The sequence below is a fragment of the Geminocystis sp. CENA526 genome (genome assembly GCF_050753365.1).
Lineage (GTDB): Bacteria > Cyanobacteriota > Cyanobacteriia > Cyanobacteriales > Cyanobacteriaceae > Geminocystis.
Genome location: NZ_JBLZFY010000007.1, coordinates 52,677 through 70,933, shown reverse-complemented (window position 1 = coordinate 70,933; position 18,257 = coordinate 52,677). Strand labels below are relative to the sequence as shown.

Below are 18,257 nucleotides of genomic sequence, written 5' to 3'. Positions count from 1 at the left end.
CTATTAAAAATTTCTTGTCACCTGAAGAAAAACATTATTTACAAAATGTTTTGAAAAAAGAAGATAGAGCTGAAGTCAGAGAACGAATTTGGCTCTCCTACTTTAAGTATGATAAATTATGTCTAAAAAAAGGTGTCAGGTATCAGGTATTAGGTATTAGGTTAAATTCAAACTGTTAATTTATAACAATTGGATTTTTAAAATAATCAAAGCTATACATAATAAAGTTTATATTAATTATTTTCTATTAATTTTGCATAACTACTGTAGAAGAGCCATACAATTTTACCTCGACTTTGAAAAAATCCTGCTATTTAACCTGTACTAACTCCTCACCCTGAAATGACTGAAATTTGTTATAAAAGAAAGTAGTCAATTGAAATATTATCACCAATGCACAGTTATTCTTCTAAGATCAGTCTTCGTAAATTAATTAAGTCAACCAAATCAACTAAAATGCTCAGTTTCATGGCTGGTAGTTTAGTCTTGTTGCAAAGTTTGTTTGTTGGTAATACGGCTTTGGCACAACAAAAAAAACAAGCCTTTGATTATTCAGATTTATTGAGAAGCATTGAAGCGGGAGAAGTACGCAAAATCACGATCGATCCTAGTACGAATATTGCTGATGTATATTTAGAAGGGACAAAAGATAATGAATCTCAGCAAGTTAAATTATTTAATCAAAATCCCGAATTAATCGCCAAAATTAGAGCTAATAATATCGATTTTTCCGTACAATCTTTAGGAGCAAGTAGTGCTTCTGTGATTAACTTAATGCAGGTTGGGGTCTTATTTTTATTGATTTTAGGCTTATTTATCTTAATCAAACGTTCAGCTAGTAGTGCGGCTGGAGCGATGAATTTTGGCAAGTCTCGCGCTCGATTTCAAATGGAAGCGGCTACGGGGGTTGAATTTAAAGATGTGGCAGGTATCGAAGAAGCAAAAGAGGAATTAGGGGAAGTGGTAACTTTTCTCAAAACTCCTGATAAATTTACCGCCGTTGGGGCAAAAATTCCTAGGGGTGTTTTGTTAATTGGACCTCCTGGTACGGGTAAAACCCTTTTGGCTAAGGCGATTGCAGGAGAAGCACAAGTCCCTTTCTTTAGTATTTCTGGTTCAGAGTTTGTCGAGATGTTTGTGGGAGTTGGTGCGTCAAGGGTACGAGATTTATTCCGTAAGGCGAAGGAAAATGCTCCCTGTCTGATTTTTATCGATGAAATTGATGCTGTGGGAAGACAAAGAGGTGCAGGGATTGGCGGTGGTAACGATGAGAGGGAGCAAACTTTAAACCAATTACTCACGGAAATGGATGGTTTTGAGGGTAATACGGGCATTATCGTCATAGCGGCAACTAATCGCCCTGATGTGTTGGATAGTGCGTTACTTCGCCCGGGTAGGTTCGATCGACAAGTTATGGTGGATTATCCTGATATGAATGGGCGTTTAGGAATTTTAGAAGTACACAGTGCCAACAAAAAAGTTGCTCCCGAAGTCTCCTTACACACCATTGCCCAACGCACCCCCGGTTTTAGCGGTGCAGATTTAGCTAACCTCTTGAATGAGGCGGCAATTTTAACGGTACGCAAAAGAAAAGAAGCTATTACTATGAATGAAATCGATGAGGCGATCGATCGAGTCATTGCGGGGATGGAAGGCACACCGTTAGTAGATGGTAAGGCAAAAAGATTAATTGCTTACCACGAAGTTGGTCACGCTATTGTAGGTACACTAACCAAAGGACATGATCCCGTAGAAAAAGTTACCTTAATCCCCAGAGGTCAAGCCAGAGGCTTAACGTGGTTCACTCCTGATGAAGAACAGGGCTTAATTTCTCGCACTCAACTTTTTGCTCGTATTACAGGATTGTTAGGAGGGAGAGCTGCCGAAGATGTCATTTTTGGCGATGGAGAAATAACTACAGGGGCTGGAAATGATATTGAAAGAGTGACTTCTTTAAGTCGTCAAATGGTTACAAAATTTGGAATGTCGAATTTAGGACTCCTTGCTTTAGAAGACGATAATCAACCTATTTTCTTAGGAAATGATACCGTTAATCGCTCTGATTATTCTCAAGAAATAGCCGAAAAAATTGATCAACAAATTCGCTCGATCGTGTTTCAGTGTTATGAAAATGCTAAACAAATTATCACAGAAAATCGCCCTGTAATTGATAAATTAGTGGATTTATTAATTGAAAAAGAAACCATAGAAGGAGATTTATTTCGTGAAATAGTCGAAAAATCAAACTCTAAACCCTTAGAAATGGCAAAGTTATCAAACTAAGTTTTTGTTTAAACTAAACGAGAAAAAAGATGACCTTAACTATTGAAGATATTGATAAAATACAGCAACAAAATCCTGATTTAAAATATGAATTAAGAGAAGGAGAAATTATTATTATGAGTCCTTCAGACTTTTTTTCAGAAGAAGTTGGTACAAATTTTAGTAGTAAATTAAGAAATTGGGTAAACTCCCGAAAACTAGGTAGAGTAACAGGTTCATCCGCAGGTTTTATTATGCCCAATGGAGATTTATTAGCCCCTGATGTGGCTTTTGTTAAGGCAGAAAAATTGAAAATAAGTCCTCGTAGTTATGCTCAAGTTGTACCTGATTTAGTGGTAGAAATCAAGTCTGCTTCTGACAGAATTAATAAACTGGAAACTAAATTAAAAAACTTCCTAAATTTTGGGGTAACAGTAGCTATTTTAATTGATCCTGATGAACATATTGTCAAAATTTTTCGTTCTAATAGGGAAGTAGAAATCTTGACGGATGAAGATGTTTTAATGATTTCAGACTTGTTTCCTCAATGGCAATTAAAAATAGTTGATTTGTGGCCAGAAATTTTTTAGTTTTTATGATAGGCGATGAGGTATCTAAGTTTACTGATAGAGATGAAAAATAGGAAAGAATTTTAGTTATATTAATGCTTGTAAAAGAGCTTGAAATTTAAGTTTAATTTCGATTAATTCTTGTTCAGGTTTTGAGCCTTCTACAATACCAGCCCCAGCAAATAAACGGGCATGATTATCTTTAATTAAAGCCGATCGAATCCCCACCACAAATTGACAATTTCCTTTCATATCTAACCAGCCAATAGGTGCAGAATATAAGGCTCGATCGAACTGTTCAGATGCTTGAATTTCTTGACAAGCAATGTTAATGGGATCACCTGCTACAGCAGGAGTTGGATGTAATTTTTGTACAATTTCTAAAGGTTTTAAATCAGTATTTATTTGAGCATTAATGGGAGTCCATAAATGTTGAATGTTAGATAATTTTAATAACTGTAAAGATGATTTTTTTGGATTTAATCCGATAGTAGATAATTGATTAAAAATAAAATCACTCACTATTTGATGTTCCCTTTTTTCCTTCTCACTATTTAATAATTTATTGCCGATATTATTATCTTCCTCCTCATTTTTTCCCCTTGGTGCTGAACCTGCTAAAGCATCACTAATGATATGATTATTTTTGATAGAAAGTAATCTTTCTGGACTTGCACCGATAAAATACTCTTGATTTTCATTACCAATAGCAAACACATAACAATCAGGATAATTTTTTCTCAAATTATTCAAAGATTTAATGATATTAAAATTATTATTTGTTTTTACTTCTAAACCATGAGCAACAACTATTTTTGTTAATTTTTGAGCTTTAATTGCCTCTAATCCTTGATTAACTTTATCGATAAATGGTTGATATTGTTCTTGATTTAAACTATAATTTAATTGATTTTCTTCTTGAGTAAAATTATGATAATTTAAACTAACTTTTTCACTAAAATTGTCATTTATATATTGTTTTATTAATTTAATATTTTCTTTGTTATATGTATTGATAGTTAAGGTATAAATATCTTCTTTTTTTACTAATTGAATGCAAGGCAAAAATATTGTAGCGAGAGGAAAACTATTTGCTGAGAGATTTCGATCGAGAAAAAAACTGAAGTAAGAAAAAAAATAGGCATTATTATTCTGTAATTTTTTAAGGGTTTTCTCCATAAATTTTTGGCATAAAGAAAATCTATTATCCTGATGCTGACTGTGAGAAATAGTAAAACTTTCCAATGCTCCAATAGCCACGATCGAATCCTGTGTAGTTTGATTTTCCCAATAAAAAGAAAGTTGTTTTTCTTCCCTCATAACTGAGAAAAAAATAAGACTATCAAGAGGATTAATATTAAAAGAAAGAGAAATAATATCATGAGTTTGATGGTTATTAACGCTATTTTGAGACGATAAAAAAATTAACTTTTTTAAAATATTAGGATAATCTAAAAAATTAAATTGAGGGGGAATTACGGGCATAAATAATAGTTAATAGTTAATAGTTAATAGTGAAGAAGAGAAAGTTGGGTATTAGGGTGTTAGGGTATTGGGGAGTAATTGTTGCCTGTTGCATGAGTGCCTTTTTTAATTATTAATTCTTAATTCTTAATTGTTAATTTTGTGATCATTACAAGAGAATCATTTGCCATAATTGACAATCAGCAATCAAACATAGACAATGAGGAACGAACAACTATCCATTATTTATTATTCATTATCTATTATTCATTATCAATTCCCTAAACCCTATCATACCGAATTAAAGATTATGACTATAAGTGAACAGACAAAACCTTCCAATCTGAATACCCCTCCTACAAAAAAACAACTATGGTTTGCGGCTATTAAACCGCCGATGTACACTGTAGCCATTATCCCGATTAGTTTTGGTACAGCTTTAGCTTATGCAGAAACGGGAATCTTTCATCTTAATATTTTTCTTACCTTCCTATTATCAGCAATCTTTATTATTGCATGGTTAAATCTCAGTAATGATGTTTTTGACTCTGATACGGGAATAGACGTAAATAAAGCTCATTCTGTGGTGAATCTGACGGGGAATCGCAATCTTATCTTCTGGATTAGTCTGGTTTTTTTGTTTTTAGGATTAACAGGAATTTTCTTAATTAATTATTGGCTCAAAGATTGGACAGTTTTATGGTTAATTATAGCTTGTTGTGCTTTGGGTTACAGTTATCAGGGGCCTCCCTTTCGTTTTGGTTATTTAGGGTTAGGGGAAATAATTTGTTTTGTCACCTTTGGGCCTATGGCGATCGAATCAGCTTATTATAGTCAAAGTCAATCCTTTTCAGTATCTTCGATGTGGGCATCGACTATTATCGGTATATCAACATCAATTATTCTTTTTTGTTCTCATTTTCACCAAGTGACAGACGATATTGCCGCAGGAAAAAAATCTCCCATTGTGAGACTAGGTACAGATTTAGGAGCGAAGGTATTAACTATCTCAGTTATCTTATTTTACGGGTTATGTGTTGCGTTAACTCTCATTAAAATACTTCCTTATAATACCTTAATCGTGATGTTAACAATTCCTTTTGGTTATCATTTAATTAACTATGTTCAACAGTATCATAATCAACCACAGAAAGTAAAAAATAGTAAATTTATAGCTGTGAATCTACATTTTTTTAGTGGTTTACTGCTATGCGTTGGCTTAATTTAAGTATCGATACAAACAAAATAGATTATGGATTTTAAAATTAATCAAAATTCTCTCAAACCTTTTCATAACCTAAATATCCCATTAATTTTGCCTACTTATTTATATGACTATTAAAGTATTACTTGTTGAAGACTCTCCCGTTGCGACTCTGTTATTACAAAAAATTATTAATTCTTCCCCAGATATTCAAGTGGTAGGTTGTGCCAAAACTGGCATTGAAGGTTTAGAGTTAGTAAAAAAAATGAATCCTGATGTTATTTGTACGGATTTACACATGCCCAAAATGAATGGCTTGGAATTTGTACAACAGGTAATGGCTAATTTTCCTAAACCAATTTTAGTCATTAGTGCTTCTGTACAGGAAGAAGATACTAAACACATTTTTGAGGTTTTAAATGCCGGGGCTGTGGATATATTTCCGAAGCCCCGTAGCGGACAGACGAGTGACTATGATGCTATTAGTCAGCCTTTGTTGGGAAAAATTCGTCTTTTATCTGGAATTAAGGTTTTTCGACGCAAAGCGCCTTCCTCACTTCCCTCTATTTCTTCTACCAGTTCAAAATTTTCATCCTCAACGGTTAGTATTAGCAATAGTAATAAAATTGAAGTGATTGCCATTGGCACTTCTACAGGTGGTCCACAAGTATTATTGGAAGTTTTAGGTAATATCCCTGCTAATTTTTCTGTGCCGATTGTCTGTGTACAGCATATTAGTGTCGGTTTTTTAGGGGGTTTAATTGATTGGTTGAACAATAATTGTCAGTTAAAAGTAAAAGTTGCTATGACGGGGGAAAAACCTCAAGGGGGTTATATTTATTTTCCTCCTGAAAAACATCATTTGGAGTTCGATCGAAATGGTCGTTTTTTCTGTTTTACGGGGCTTCCTGTAGATGGACATTGCCCTTCCGTAACGGTGACATTTAACTCTTGTGCCAACATTTTTGGTAAAAATGCCATTGGTATTTTATTAACGGGTATGGGTAGAGATGGCGCTCAAGGTTTATTATCCATGTTTCAAAAAGGCGCTTATACTATCGCTCAAGATGAGGCTAGTTCGATCGTTTTTGGAATGCCGGGGGAAGCGGTACGTTTAGGGGCGGCGAAAAAAGTATTGCCCTCAAGTTCGATCGCAGCCCAGATCATGAGTTTAGTTCGTTAATTAAAGTCTGCTGAATAAGTTAAAAAAAGAAAATCAAGGGTTTAAAATAATGGAGCAAAAATTAAAAGAAAAGTTAAAAGAATCAATTAAAATTGCTATCCGAAAATTTTTTAATAATAAAGAGGTCAAAACTTCTCATATCCTTGATATTCTCTTCCCGAAAGAACGAAGAATTAGATCATTAATTGGTGGTTTAGAAACCAGTATGGGAATTGTTTGGGAGGCGATCGCCAAAACACTAGCAGAAGAAAATGGTTATGAAATTATACAAACAAAAATATTGAGTCCAGAACCTTTTCCGCCAAAACTTCGACAAGAATTAGATAGTTTAATTACCCAAAGAGAAAATAAATTTATTTCAACGGATATTTGTATTGAAAAACTTAAAAAAGTAGCTCTTGAATTAAATTCTACAAATCTTAAATTTACAAAACCTGCTTCTGGAACAGGTGTAGATATTTATTTTCTGAAAAATGGTATTGAATATGTCTTTGATACTAAAACTACGCAACCGAATCAAGGAGATTTTAAAAAATTTAATAAACAATTATTAGAATGGTATTGTTACCGATTTGCGAAAAATCCCGAAGCTAATTTAGTAGCAAAAATAGCAATTCCTTTTAATCCTTATCAAAAAAATTGGTACGAACAAAATAAATCAAAAATAAAACATTTTTTAGATATACAAAAAGATATTTGGGTAGGTAATGAATTTTGGGATTTTTGTTCAGGTCAAACAAACACATGGGAAATTATAGAAGACATTTTTCATGAGCTTCAAGAAGAAGGTTTTAATAAAGAATTTAATGATATTTTTGAGGGAAAAAGTTAATAAATTTGATCACTTTTATAAAAGTTTAATTAATTGTTTTGTTATTTCTAAAACAGCAGGAATCGATACGGCATTACCGAATTGTTTTTTAGCAATACTCTCATTTTCATGAAGTTTAAACCAGTCAGGAAAACCTTGTAATTTAGAACAATCAATAGCAGTAATAGGTTTAAATTTTCTTGGTTTATAAATTTTTTCAAGAAACAATTTCTTGTATTCTTGAGGATTATCTGCACTGATAGAAACTGTGGCAATAAAATCTTTTGTCCCTGTTGCTGTTAAGGTACAAATCATTTCTGAATTAGGTAAAAAAATTCGATATATGTTATTTATCCCTGAGCTATTTTTTGAATTAACAAACTCATACTTATTATCTATTATTTTGAGTATGTTTTTATCCACTAATATTCGTAATTCTTCTTCTTTAAGTGTTGGGATTAATTCTTTTAAAATCTCATAAGATAGAGGATTTCCGTCTTTACCTCCATAAATTTTTTTTCTTCTATTTTTTAAAATAGTTAGACAAATTAAACGCTCTTTCTCAGTGGTTTTGATTAAATCCCAAGAATGTATAGTTGTATGACCATTCCTTAAATCTGAAAAAATAAAAAAATCATTTAATTCATCATCTTTTTGAAATCGATTTCGAGATGGAGGAATTTGACCATTAAAAAGAATATCTGAAGAAAGTTTGACTTTTTTTATCGGTTGACAGTGTTTTATTTCATCAATAATATCCGATAATTTTTGTTTATATTTTACAGGTTCAGGAAATTGATATTCAAGGGCATTTTCTAAATCATTTCTAATTCCTACAATAAAAACTCTTTCTCGACTTTGAGGTACACCAAAATCATAGGAATTGATTAATTTCCATTTGACACAATAATTAATAGACTCAAATTGTTTTAATAAATATTCAAAACTTTCTCTATTAGTAGGACTAGCTAATCCTCTCACATTTTCAAAAATAAAGGCTTTTGGTTGACTTTTATTCACAAGTCGAATTACATCAAACCACAGTTTACCACGAGGATCATCAAAACCTTTTAATTTTCCTGCTACAGACCAAGGTTGACAAGGTACTCCACCGACAATTAAATCAACATTAGACGGAAAACTATCTATTTTTGTTATATCTCCTAATTCGATTTCATCATCATTGAGATAGTTAAGAAAATTTTGACGATAAACTTTAATCGCTTGTTGATCTATTTCCGAATAAGCTAAACATTTTCCCCCTAATTCTTCTAATGGAATTCTAAACCCCCCAATGCCAGAGAACAAATCAACAAAACTAAACTTGTTTTTTGGATATAAGTTTTGTAAGGGAATTTCTATTTGTTTCTCTTTTAGGGTTTTCATTTTTTTATTTTTATCTCAATATCTCTATCAGATTACATTTGCTATAATAACAAGTTGACAGTTATTTAGTCAATATATAAAAAAGATAATAACACTTATGAAAAAGCCTATCGGCAATCCCAATATGAAAAATGGTAATCATCAAGCATTTTTTAAGCCTGTTGATAGTTCCGTTGGGAAAATGCACGAAAAATCTTTTAGTATTAAGTTACCCAAAGATGAAGCGGAATGGTTATTAAAGTTGACCAGTTCAGAACGTACTCTTATTATGAGGAGAGCGATCGTCAATGAAATTAAAAAAATTCGTAAAAATAATTTAGATTCTAACGAATAAAATTGATCTTAAAATATAAGATAAAGACTTATGCTACAACTTTTCGTAGAAAGTCCACTCATTCAATTTAATGATGGGAGTGTAAAACTTAACAATCCATCATGCGAGACATAAGGGTATAAATTCCCCTTTCTAATAATCCCGACATGGATGCGCTGGGTAAATGCCCTTGAGGGGCTTTGTTAGTATAGATTAGATAGTCTGGTTCTAACCACATTCTATTTATTCTCCATCCTAGTCGATCACCTACGGCTTCCCAAATTTTTTTGTCGTAACTCCTTTTGCCTCCTAAACTCTGATAAATGCGTTTTTGGACAGAAAAACCGAACCTACCGTTACTATATTTCATCCATAGTTGATCGATGGTTTGTAAATCTCGACAGGGAAAACTTGCCATAGCTACTCGATCGATCCATCCGTCACCCTCTTTATTAACGGCTTTCAACATCAATCGACGGGTTTCTTCATCGGCTTTGCGCCATGAGTGATTTTGCAATAGTGTTTCTAAAATATTGTAGTCTATACCCACATCAGAAGGAGATATAGATTGAGGTTGCGATTCCAAAACCGTGTCAGGGGTAGCCATTTGGGTAGGAATTGAGCCTTCATCTATTCCATCATAATCGTTGAATACTTGATCTCGATCGAACTGAGAAGCGGATTGAGTGGGAGAGGAAACAATGGAAGGAGAATGTTGAAATCGGGTAGGGGATAAGGGATCATAAGTATAATCTGGAGTTTGAGTTTGTATCACCCTAGGTTTTTTTACTACCCGTCTCACTTTTTTGGTGACAGGCACAGGAGGCACATTCATTACGGGGAGGGGCGCTCGATGAGGGGATAATGGTTGAGTAACGGCGGATTCGTTGATGGTAGGGGTACTTTCTTCTACTTTTGGGCGTGGAAGTGGGGAAGATGATAAAATAATTTCCGTGTTTTCTGTAAGCATACTTAACCACTCAGTTACCGATTCAGGACGGTTTTCTGAATATAACTCCATACTTTTTAAGATAGCTAAGTTAGTTCGATCGCTAATTTTGGGGTTATGTTGTTGAGGGGGGATTAAACTAATACCCTGAGTGCGAAATTGAGCAGGAAACGGTATTTGTAAAGTAAGGGCATAATAAAGAGTAGCACCTAAAGCATAGACATCGGTATAAGCTCCTCTTTTCGCATTACGAGAGTATTGTTCTAAAGGTGCAAAACCTTCCGTACGGGAATTAGTATGAATTTGGGTTTTATCTTCAATAAAATCTCTAGCCAAGCCAAAATCAATCAACACCGCTTCATTATTTTCACTGCGTCGCATAATGTTAGCTGGTTTTACGTCTCGATGTAAAATTCCTCGTTGATGAATATAACTTAACGCACTTCCTATCTGATAAATATAACGAATCGCCTCAACTTCTTCTAAACCGCCTTTTTGCTTGACTAAACTTTCTAAATTCCCACCATCAATATATTCCATCACCATACACCAAAGTTCGCCCTCTTGACACACATCATCAACTTGAATAACGTGGGCATGACTGCATTTAGCTAAACGAAAAGCCTCTTGAATAAATCTTTCTTGATGTTTTTGAAAGTCTGGCTGTGCTTGAATGGTGGGATTCAAGGTTTTAATTGCCACAATGTTTCCCATTTGAACATCTTTAGCACGATAAGTAATACCTGCTCCTCCTGTGCCTAAGACTTTATCAATCACATATTTCCCTTTTTGAATTATCTGCCCTGTTTTCCAATAAATCATAGTGACTACGGATTATGATGATCTGTGCGCGATTATTTTTTCATTTTACTGGATTTGTTGCGATCATTCTTCCCAAATTTATATTAAAAAATGTCATTAATAAAAACAGGAAAACAACTATCATTATTGATGATCTGATTTAATGCACCTCTCATTAATTCTAAACCATATCGATCGTCTCCTAATTTCTCTTTTTTAAAAACTCCTTGTAAAGTATCCATTAATTTAACGGTATTTTCTTCTCCGTATTTATTGATTAAATTAGTGACAAATTCTTCCATAATTTTATCATCATCGATCGAACCTGTTTTAACCAAAGATTGGCACATATAATTACCAAATAAATTACCTATTTCTTGAGCAGGAGGTAAAATTTGAGCTTTGACTAAAGTAGGATAATTTAATGATAAAAATACCCCTAATATTAAAGATAAATATTTCATATTTTGTTGATTTTATTTAAAGATTTTTCTTCAATTCTTGTAATTGTTGATCAATTTCCCACTGTTGAAATTTACTTTCTAAATCATCATTATAATTACTTTTATTCCATGATGGGGCTTGATAAGTATTATTATAATTTTGACTAGCTTTTAATTGATCTATTTTTAGATTAACTTCTTTTTCTTTAGTTTCGATCGAACTTAACAATTCTTTATTTACAGCAATTTTTTGTTTAATTTCTTCCATTTGTCGCCACAGAAAAGCCCCTTGAGTTAACAAAGAATTTTCTCTATCTTGTGCTTCTTGAGCTAAATCTAACCTTCCTGCCTGTTGTGCTTTTTCAATGCGATTATGCCATGTTTGAATTTCTTTACCGAGATTTAATATATCATTTTCAATTTTTTTTAAGTCAGATTCTCCTTGAAAAATTAATTTAATGGTATCGCTTTTTTGTTGTTTTAATTCTTGAGCAAGAATAGTTAAATTTAACTGAGGATTACTTTGTAAAAATTCATCTAAACGAGACTCTAAAAACTTGGTAAAATCTTCAAAAAAGTTCATATATTTTAAGAATTAAGAATTAAGAATTAAGAATTAAGAATTAAGAATTAAAAATGAAAGGTGTTAATCAATAACACGCCGTGTAATAAATCGCGCAGCGTTGCGAGGCATGAAGCAATCTGACGTCTAATAGAGTAACATTCAATAAATTGAACTTTAAATTTTTCAAGGGATTAATATTATTCATTATTCATTATTCATTATTCATTATTCACTATTAAAACGTTTCTCCTACTCTCAGATAAACAGATTCATTATTGCGACTAATTACCGCTTGTCTATCATGGATTCCCATTAACACCCATCCCGTTGTACCAATTTCAGCACCGATCGAAACCTTTTCTGTTATATTATTAACCTTAAATAAGGCGATACTATTAGTATTTCCCAATTCTACCACTCCCTGTAAAGTGTAATTATAATTAGTTTCTGAGGCGGTTTCGGGGGGTGAAGGTACGATCGAGATAGTGTTATTATTTTGATTATTAGGCAGTGAAATAGAATTATTATTGGGAGAAGAAATAACAGGCACTTTGGTGAGTTTTTGCGGTGGGGGAGGAGGAGGAATTTTGGAAGGAGAAGCAGAGGAAGGAGAAGAATTAACTGGATTGTTATTAATGACAGGTAAAGGCGGAGGAGGAGGTAACGTTGGTTGGGGAGGTTGAGGAATGGGTAAAAGAGAAACTTCGGGAGGATTAAGGGAAACTTGACTATTAGGTAAGGGCGGAATCGCTAAATTATCGGAAGATATACCAGAAGGCAAAGACGGTAAAGGTATAGGGGGGATTAAAGTCTGAGATGGTGTAGTGTTATTATTAACGGGTAATAAATTAATTGGATTATCAGTCAATGGTATATTTTCTTGATTTAAAGGTGATGTATCATTATTTTCAGATTGTGGATTATCCTTAATAACGGGAAAAGAAGAAGTTGTTTGCGGATGCTGTTTCCAAAACCATGCTAATACCGACATCAGATAAATCGTAGCACTGACGAATAATAATTTATCGAGATTATTTTTTAAGCCTATTTTTGGTTTAAGATTGTTCATAAGTATTTCGACTCCCTCAGAAAGTTAATATAAGACTAATTAAAAATGATAAATTTTATATTTCGATCGATCTAATTTCCTAATGTTATCTTGTTTCGCAGAATAAGATGGAAAATTGTTTGGAGAATGATATTTTATGCAAAAATAATGACTAGATATTAAATTAATTGTAGGGATTATCTTTCATGGCAAGAAAACCAGATGAATATACAGTACACATATTAATTAGTAACGGGCATAAAGAAGAAGTGCGTTTTCCCACGATACAAGAGTTTCAAAAGTGGTATAGTAACGAGTTAATACCCAAAGCTGACTCTAAAGATTTTATCAATGTACCGATTAAAAATATTCAAGGTGAATATATGGTTGTAAGACCTGCTAATATTGTTTGTATAAGAGTTGAACCTGTCTTTTTTGGTAGTGTCGATCGAGATTCTATCTAAAATGCTTCTTAGCTTAAGAATGTTATTATATTAGATATTTCCAAAAATACAGGGAAGATGCCTGTTCTACGGTGATAAAATTATAATTTCTGAAGAAGTCTATTGAATTTGCCCTCACTTATCATTAACTATTATGGATTTAAAAGCACTTATTCGAGATATACCCGATTTCCCCCAACCCGGTATTATTTTCCGAGATATAACCACTTTATTACGCAATCCCCAAGGCTTAAAATATGTCATCGATAGTTTAGCCGTACAAACAGAAAAACTCGATATATTACCAGACTATATTGTAGGGATTGAATCTAGGGGATTTATTTTTGCTCCTGCTTTAGCTTATCATCTCGATGCAGGATTTGTGCCTGTGCGTAAAAAGGGCAAATTACCCGCCAAAGTCCACTCGATCGAGTATGATTTAGAATATGGTACTGATATATTAGAAATTCATCAAGACGCTTTAATTCCCGATGCCAAAGTCATGATAGTCGATGACGTTATCGCTACGGGAGGCACTGCTAAAGCTACTGCCGATTTGTTAACAAAAATTGGTTGTAATATTGTTGCCTGTGGTTTTATTGTTGAATTAGAAGCCTTACAAGGGCGTGATAAATTACCTGATGTGCCAATGGTTACGTTAGTCAAGTATTAGTGAATAGTGAATAGTGAATAGTTGTTAATTGTTAATTCTTAATTCTTAATTCTTAATTCTCAATTCTTAATTCTTAATGATGAATATAAATAACGAAAAATTACTGCCCATTGGCGGAATAGATGAAAATAAATTTGATTATAAAGAGGTTTGGTATCCTCTTTTTTTTGTGGAAGATTTAGATAAAAATAGACCTAATTCTTTTACTTTATTAGAAGAAAAATTGGTCATTTGGTGGGATAAATTTCAAGAAAAATGGTGTGTTTTTGCAGATAAATGTCCCCATAGATTAGCTCCTTTAAGTGAGGGTAGAATTAATGAAGATGGTGTATTAGAATGCCCTTATCATGGTTGGACTTTTTCTAGTGATGGAAACTGTCAATTAATTCCTCAACAAGTAATAGGAAATAATGGAGAAAAATCTCCCCGTAGTTGTGTTAAATCCTATGCTTGTCAGGTTAAACATGGTTTATTGTTTGCTTATGCTGGAAATCCAGACAATGCTTTTTTAACTCCTTTACCTGTTATCGAACCTTTAGCAAAAAATGAAGATAATTGGGTTATATTAAACACTTTTAGGGATATTCCCTATGATGCTTTAACTTTATTAGAAAATGTGCTAGATTCTAGTCATATTCCCTATACTCATCATGGTTCAGTGGGAAATCGATCGAACGTTTCTCCTGTAGAATTAGAGGTTATTAGTGCCGATAAACAGGGTTTTAAAGGGGTATGGGAAGAAGGTCCAAGAAAGGGTAAATTAGGTACACAATATACAACTTTTATTGCCCCAAATTTAATGTGGCATGACTTGACATCAAAACAATTTGGCCGGACAATGACAGTAGTTTATGCCACGCCTATTAGTAAGGGAAAATGTCGATTATTTGCCTTATTTCCTTTTCAATTTTCATCTAAAATACCGCAATTTTTTATCAAAATAACTCCCCGTTGGTATTCCCATATTAATCAAAATGCTATCCTTGAAGATGATCAAATTTTTCTACATTATCAAGAAAGATTTTTAGCAGAATTAGGCGGTAGCGAAAAGTTTGCCCAAGCCTATTATTTACCTACTAAAGCTGATTTATTTGTCAGTGAATTAAGGAAATGGGTTAATAAATATAGTGGTGAATTATTCCCTAATCAATCTTTTCCTGATACTCCTAACCATGACGTTTTATTAGAAAGATATTATTCCCATACGGAAAAATGTGCTAGTTGTCGTCAAGCCTTAAAAACTATCAAAAATATTCGTTGGATTTTAATTATTATTACCGCTATTTTATGGTCAATCACTCCTATAATTACTCTCTATACTAACAGTTTACCTTCTTTCGTTTCGATCGTATCTTCTTCAGTAAGTATCATTAACTTATTGCTATATTTATACTTAGGAAAACTAGAGAAAAAATTTTATGAAGGACAGTCGATCGCACCTCGAAATAAATATAATTAGGGATAAAATAATGAAGATGTTGGATTATCAAAACTTACTTAATTTTTTATAGTTATCTAACTTTTAATTAATGAATTTATCTCATAATTTTGTTAAAATTTAACCTAATACCTAACATCCTAATCGATCGACTTTTTGAGCAAATCCGACTTAAACCATTGCCTCAAAAGCGATACCTTCTTCTACAAACTGAGGAAAATTCGCTAAAATACTTTGACGTTCTTCCTCCCCTACAAAAATATAAGTACCGGGTAATTGAGTGTTTTGAAAACGGTAGAAATCTTGTCCTTTGTTTGCATCTGCACCATAAGCATAAAAAGCAGTACCTTCTTCTTCAAATTGAGGGAAGTTTTGACGAATACTGACACTTTCTGCTTCATCGGCGTATAAATATGTCCCCGGTACGAGAGAGTTTTGAAAGCGATTAAACTTTACTAACTCATCGTTAGGTTCGATCGAAACCTTAAATGCTTCACCTTCTTCTACAAATGGAGGAGAAAAATTATCTCTGACACTTTGACTTTCTGTCTCATCAGCGAATAAATATGTACCGGGTTGGGCAGAGTTTTGAAAACGGGTAAAAGGATCGTCTAATACAGGTTGTTCTCCTATTAAGAATAAATTAGAATCAACTCCCCCAGCTAAACCATCCGCAGCATTTTCATTCAAAATATCCGCTAAGGTAACATTGGTAACTTCTTGTAAAAACTCCTCACTTAACATCCCAGACTCAATATAGGGATTATCTGGATTCTCAAACCAGAAACGATCGCCCAAACGATAGTTATTAAATTGTTGTTTAACAAAAATAGCATTAGTTTCTCCTAACATTCCATCCACTTCCGCTTCAGGTTCAGCTAAACCAATAATCCAAAAATCACCATTGAGAGCATTATTTTCGCTACCATAAGCCTGAATTAGTTTTTGATTTAACTCTGTATTACCTCCTGTTAACTCATTGAGGCTATTATATTCAGGTAAACCTAAACGACTTCTGATCTCATTAATCGAACTAATACCATAGTCACGGGAACGTTGAATGTTAATCGCTGGTAAATCTCTTCCTGCACCACCGCCAAACAAGAAATTACGCACAGAATCACTGATGAGAGTGTCTGTTCTTTGCGCACTCTGTTCCGAAGCACCTCTTAATAAAGCCTCAATACCAAAATCAGTATTGATACTGGTATCAAAAAAACCGCCTCTTAAATCTCTTTCTTCGAGTAAATTACCATCAGGATCAACCAGAGGGAAGGTATCACGAATTTGAGTATGTCCTAAACGAAAAGCATTGGCATTGCTTTCGGCAAAAGTCGCTGGATTTACCTCCGCACTATATCCCGTATAATTACCTAGTCCTTCTCCACCAAGTAACACTGGGAAAAACTCATTCAAAGTAATGGCTTGATATTGAGCGATATTAATGGCTCTGGCTTTTTGATAAACATACTCCGCTCGACTTAAATTTAACCCCGTAGTGGTATTAAAATTAGCAATTTCCCGATTCAAATTAGGTGTTGCTGAAATTCGATCGACCCAAAGATTATGATTTCGAGTAAAAAGATTGATAATCGCCGCCACCCCTTGATTTTCATTAACTCGTGAATCTCCACCATAGAAAAGAGTTTCTTGAGGGAAAGCACCACCATTAGCTAAATCAGGCTTACCGTCACTATTAAAAGGCAAAAACTCTCCTAAAGAATCAATGGTTTGAGTTAACAGTTTTGCCCCGGAGCCTCCATTAGTACGCAATAAATTTGCTCTTGCTTCGTTATACCCATAGAGAGGATGAAGATCCAAAAAAGGATTGACACTGGTTAAGTGTAACAAAGGGCTATCAGGACTGGGAGGGACAAAATTACCATTTTCATCAACCCCCGTGCCAATGTGTCTGCCCACGGGTATATCTGATGTAAAAACGGGATCATCTTCAGGTACGGGAATGGGAATGGGTATCGTGCCATCACGGGTTAAAGCAGTGTCTAAGGCTAAAACTTGCCCCCAGTGAACCACCATTGAACTTGCACCATTGGGACTCGGTACTACTTCATCTTGAGCTGAAACAATATTACTAATCACTCTCGGACTTGGTAGGGGATTCCCGTCCACATTAGTGGCATGAATGGCGTTAAAACCATCTTCATAGGTGTTATCAAAGTCATTAATATCCGTGGGAAATTGAGTTAAGTCCGTAATTGTATTGTTTGTAACCCTGAGAGTGACTACCCCTTGATTGGCGGGGGGAAGATTGAAGTCATAGGGGACATATCCTGCCTCTGGAGTCTCTAAATTATTCCAAGCACCATCAAAGGTTCTTAAGAATATTTCTTTATTCGTTAAATCAGGTAAAGCCATAAAATTTAATGTTTTTATTTGTGACTAGATTCTTTTAACTTGTTTCTCCTACAATAGCTATTTTTTAGAAAATAAATCACATTTTTACAAAAATTAATATTTACGAATTAAATCTTAACAATTAAGAAAATATAGATAAATTTGCTACAAATAAAAAATTATCACTATATGATTAACTTTCATAAGTTATCGTCTCAAAAGCTAATAAAATCAATAGATTTTGAGAAAAAATATATTGATTTCAGGCTACAAAAAAAATACTTGATCTTATTTAGAAAATATAAATATACTTAACTTAAAGGTAGTTTGATCAGCTATGATTTAAACCT

Annotated in this window: 16 protein-coding genes; 9 read left to right on the top strand and 7 right to left on the bottom strand. The window is 33.5% G+C overall.

All coding sequences use genetic code 11. The features are described 5' to 3' along the window. The first annotated feature begins 456 nt into the window (after window positions 1-456). The gene (ftsH, locus tag ACN4EE_RS03880) at window positions 457-2,283 is read left to right on the top strand and encodes an ATP-dependent zinc metalloprotease FtsH (RefSeq protein WP_431705084.1); all 1,827 of its coding nucleotides are present in this window, start codon (window positions 457-459) and stop codon (window positions 2,281-2,283) included. Between the two features lie 29 nt (window positions 2,284-2,312). Continuing rightward, window positions 2,313-2,852, top strand: coding sequence for a Uma2 family endonuclease (locus ACN4EE_RS03875; RefSeq protein WP_431705083.1), 540 nt, complete (start codon window positions 2,313-2,315; stop codon window positions 2,850-2,852). A 66-nt stretch (window positions 2,853-2,918) separates the two neighbouring features. Here ACN4EE_RS03875 and ACN4EE_RS03870 read toward each other — a convergent pair whose 3' ends face one another. Beyond that, complete coding sequence (locus tag ACN4EE_RS03870; protein WP_431705082.1) at window positions 2,919-4,316, bottom strand: isochorismate synthase; 1,398 nt, start codon at window positions 4,314-4,316, stop codon at window positions 2,919-2,921. Window positions 4,317-4,605: 289 nt separating this feature from the next. Here ACN4EE_RS03870 and menA point away from each other — a divergent pair, with 289 nt between their 5' ends. The 3 genes from menA (at window position 4,606) to ACN4EE_RS03855 (ending at window position 7,514) form a co-directional block, all read left to right on the top strand. Then, the gene (menA, locus tag ACN4EE_RS03865) at window positions 4,606-5,523 is read left to right on the top strand and encodes a 2-carboxy-1,4-naphthoquinone phytyltransferase (RefSeq protein ID WP_431705081.1); all 918 of its coding nucleotides are present in this window, start codon (window positions 4,606-4,608) and stop codon (window positions 5,521-5,523) included. A 103-nt stretch (window positions 5,524-5,626) separates the two neighbouring features. Continuing rightward, the gene (gene cheB, locus ACN4EE_RS03860; RefSeq protein WP_431705080.1) at window positions 5,627-6,682 is read left to right on the top strand and encodes a chemotaxis-specific protein-glutamate methyltransferase CheB; all 1,056 of its coding nucleotides are present in this window, start codon (window positions 5,627-5,629) and stop codon (window positions 6,680-6,682) included. 49 nt (window positions 6,683-6,731) lie between these two features. Then, window positions 6,732-7,514 (top strand): TdeIII family type II restriction endonuclease, encoded by a 783-nt coding sequence (locus ACN4EE_RS03855; protein WP_431705079.1) that lies wholly within the window; start codon window positions 6,732-6,734, stop codon window positions 7,512-7,514. 15 nt (window positions 7,515-7,529) lie between these two features. On the opposite strand, the gene ACN4EE_RS03850 is transcribed toward ACN4EE_RS03855, so the two are convergent. Further along, a complete protein-coding gene (locus ACN4EE_RS03850; protein ID WP_431705078.1) occupies window positions 7,530-8,879 on the bottom strand; it encodes a DNA cytosine methyltransferase in 1,350 nt (449 codons plus the stop codon). Between the two features lie 97 nt (window positions 8,880-8,976). Between ACN4EE_RS03850 and ACN4EE_RS03845 the strand changes: the two genes are divergently transcribed. Further along, window positions 8,977-9,213: a hypothetical protein gene (locus ACN4EE_RS03845; RefSeq protein ID WP_431705077.1), complete on the top strand. Its 237-nt coding sequence runs from the start codon at window positions 8,977-8,979 to the stop codon at window positions 9,211-9,213. Window positions 9,214-9,301: 88 nt separating this feature from the next. On the opposite strand, the gene ACN4EE_RS03840 is transcribed toward ACN4EE_RS03845, so the two are convergent. The 4 genes from ACN4EE_RS03840 to ACN4EE_RS03825 all read right to left on the bottom strand — a co-directional run bounded on the left by ACN4EE_RS03840 (window position 9,302) and on the right by ACN4EE_RS03825 (window position 13,019). Next, window positions 9,302-10,963, bottom strand: coding sequence for a protein kinase domain-containing protein (locus tag ACN4EE_RS03840; protein WP_431705076.1), 1,662 nt, complete (start codon window positions 10,961-10,963; stop codon window positions 9,302-9,304). Between the two features lie 83 nt (window positions 10,964-11,046). Continuing rightward, window positions 11,047-11,406: a hypothetical protein gene (locus ACN4EE_RS03835; RefSeq protein ID WP_431705075.1), complete on the bottom strand. Its 360-nt coding sequence runs from the start codon at window positions 11,404-11,406 to the stop codon at window positions 11,047-11,049. A 16-nt stretch (window positions 11,407-11,422) separates the two neighbouring features. Continuing rightward, a complete protein-coding gene (locus tag ACN4EE_RS03830; RefSeq protein ID WP_431705074.1) occupies window positions 11,423-11,968 on the bottom strand; it encodes a TIGR04376 family protein in 546 nt (181 codons plus the stop codon). Window positions 11,969-12,185: 217 nt separating this feature from the next. Beyond that, window positions 12,186-13,019, bottom strand: coding sequence for a hypothetical protein (locus ACN4EE_RS03825; RefSeq protein WP_431705073.1), 834 nt, complete (start codon window positions 13,017-13,019; stop codon window positions 12,186-12,188). A gap of 185 nt (window positions 13,020-13,204) precedes the next feature. Between ACN4EE_RS03825 and ACN4EE_RS03820 the strand changes: the two genes are divergently transcribed. The 3 genes from ACN4EE_RS03820 (at window position 13,205) to ACN4EE_RS03810 (ending at window position 15,573) form a co-directional block, all read left to right on the top strand. Next, a complete protein-coding gene (locus ACN4EE_RS03820; RefSeq protein ID WP_431705072.1) occupies window positions 13,205-13,462 on the top strand; it encodes a hypothetical protein in 258 nt (85 codons plus the stop codon). 133 nt (window positions 13,463-13,595) lie between these two features. Then, on the top strand, window positions 13,596-14,114 hold the full coding sequence (locus ACN4EE_RS03815) for an adenine phosphoribosyltransferase (RefSeq protein WP_431705071.1): 519 nt from the start codon (window positions 13,596-13,598) through the stop codon (window positions 14,112-14,114). A 79-nt stretch (window positions 14,115-14,193) separates the two neighbouring features. Then, window positions 14,194-15,573: an aromatic ring-hydroxylating dioxygenase subunit alpha gene (locus ACN4EE_RS03810; protein ID WP_431705101.1), complete on the top strand. Its 1,380-nt coding sequence runs from the start codon at window positions 14,194-14,196 to the stop codon at window positions 15,571-15,573. A gap of 150 nt (window positions 15,574-15,723) precedes the next feature. On the opposite strand, the gene ACN4EE_RS03805 is transcribed toward ACN4EE_RS03810, so the two are convergent. Then, window positions 15,724-17,928 carry a peroxidase family protein gene (locus ACN4EE_RS03805; RefSeq protein ID WP_431705070.1) on the bottom strand — a complete coding sequence of 735 codons (2,205 nt, stop codon included), beginning with the start codon at window positions 17,926-17,928 and terminating at the stop codon, window positions 15,724-15,726. Window positions 17,929-18,257: the final 329 nt, after the last annotated feature.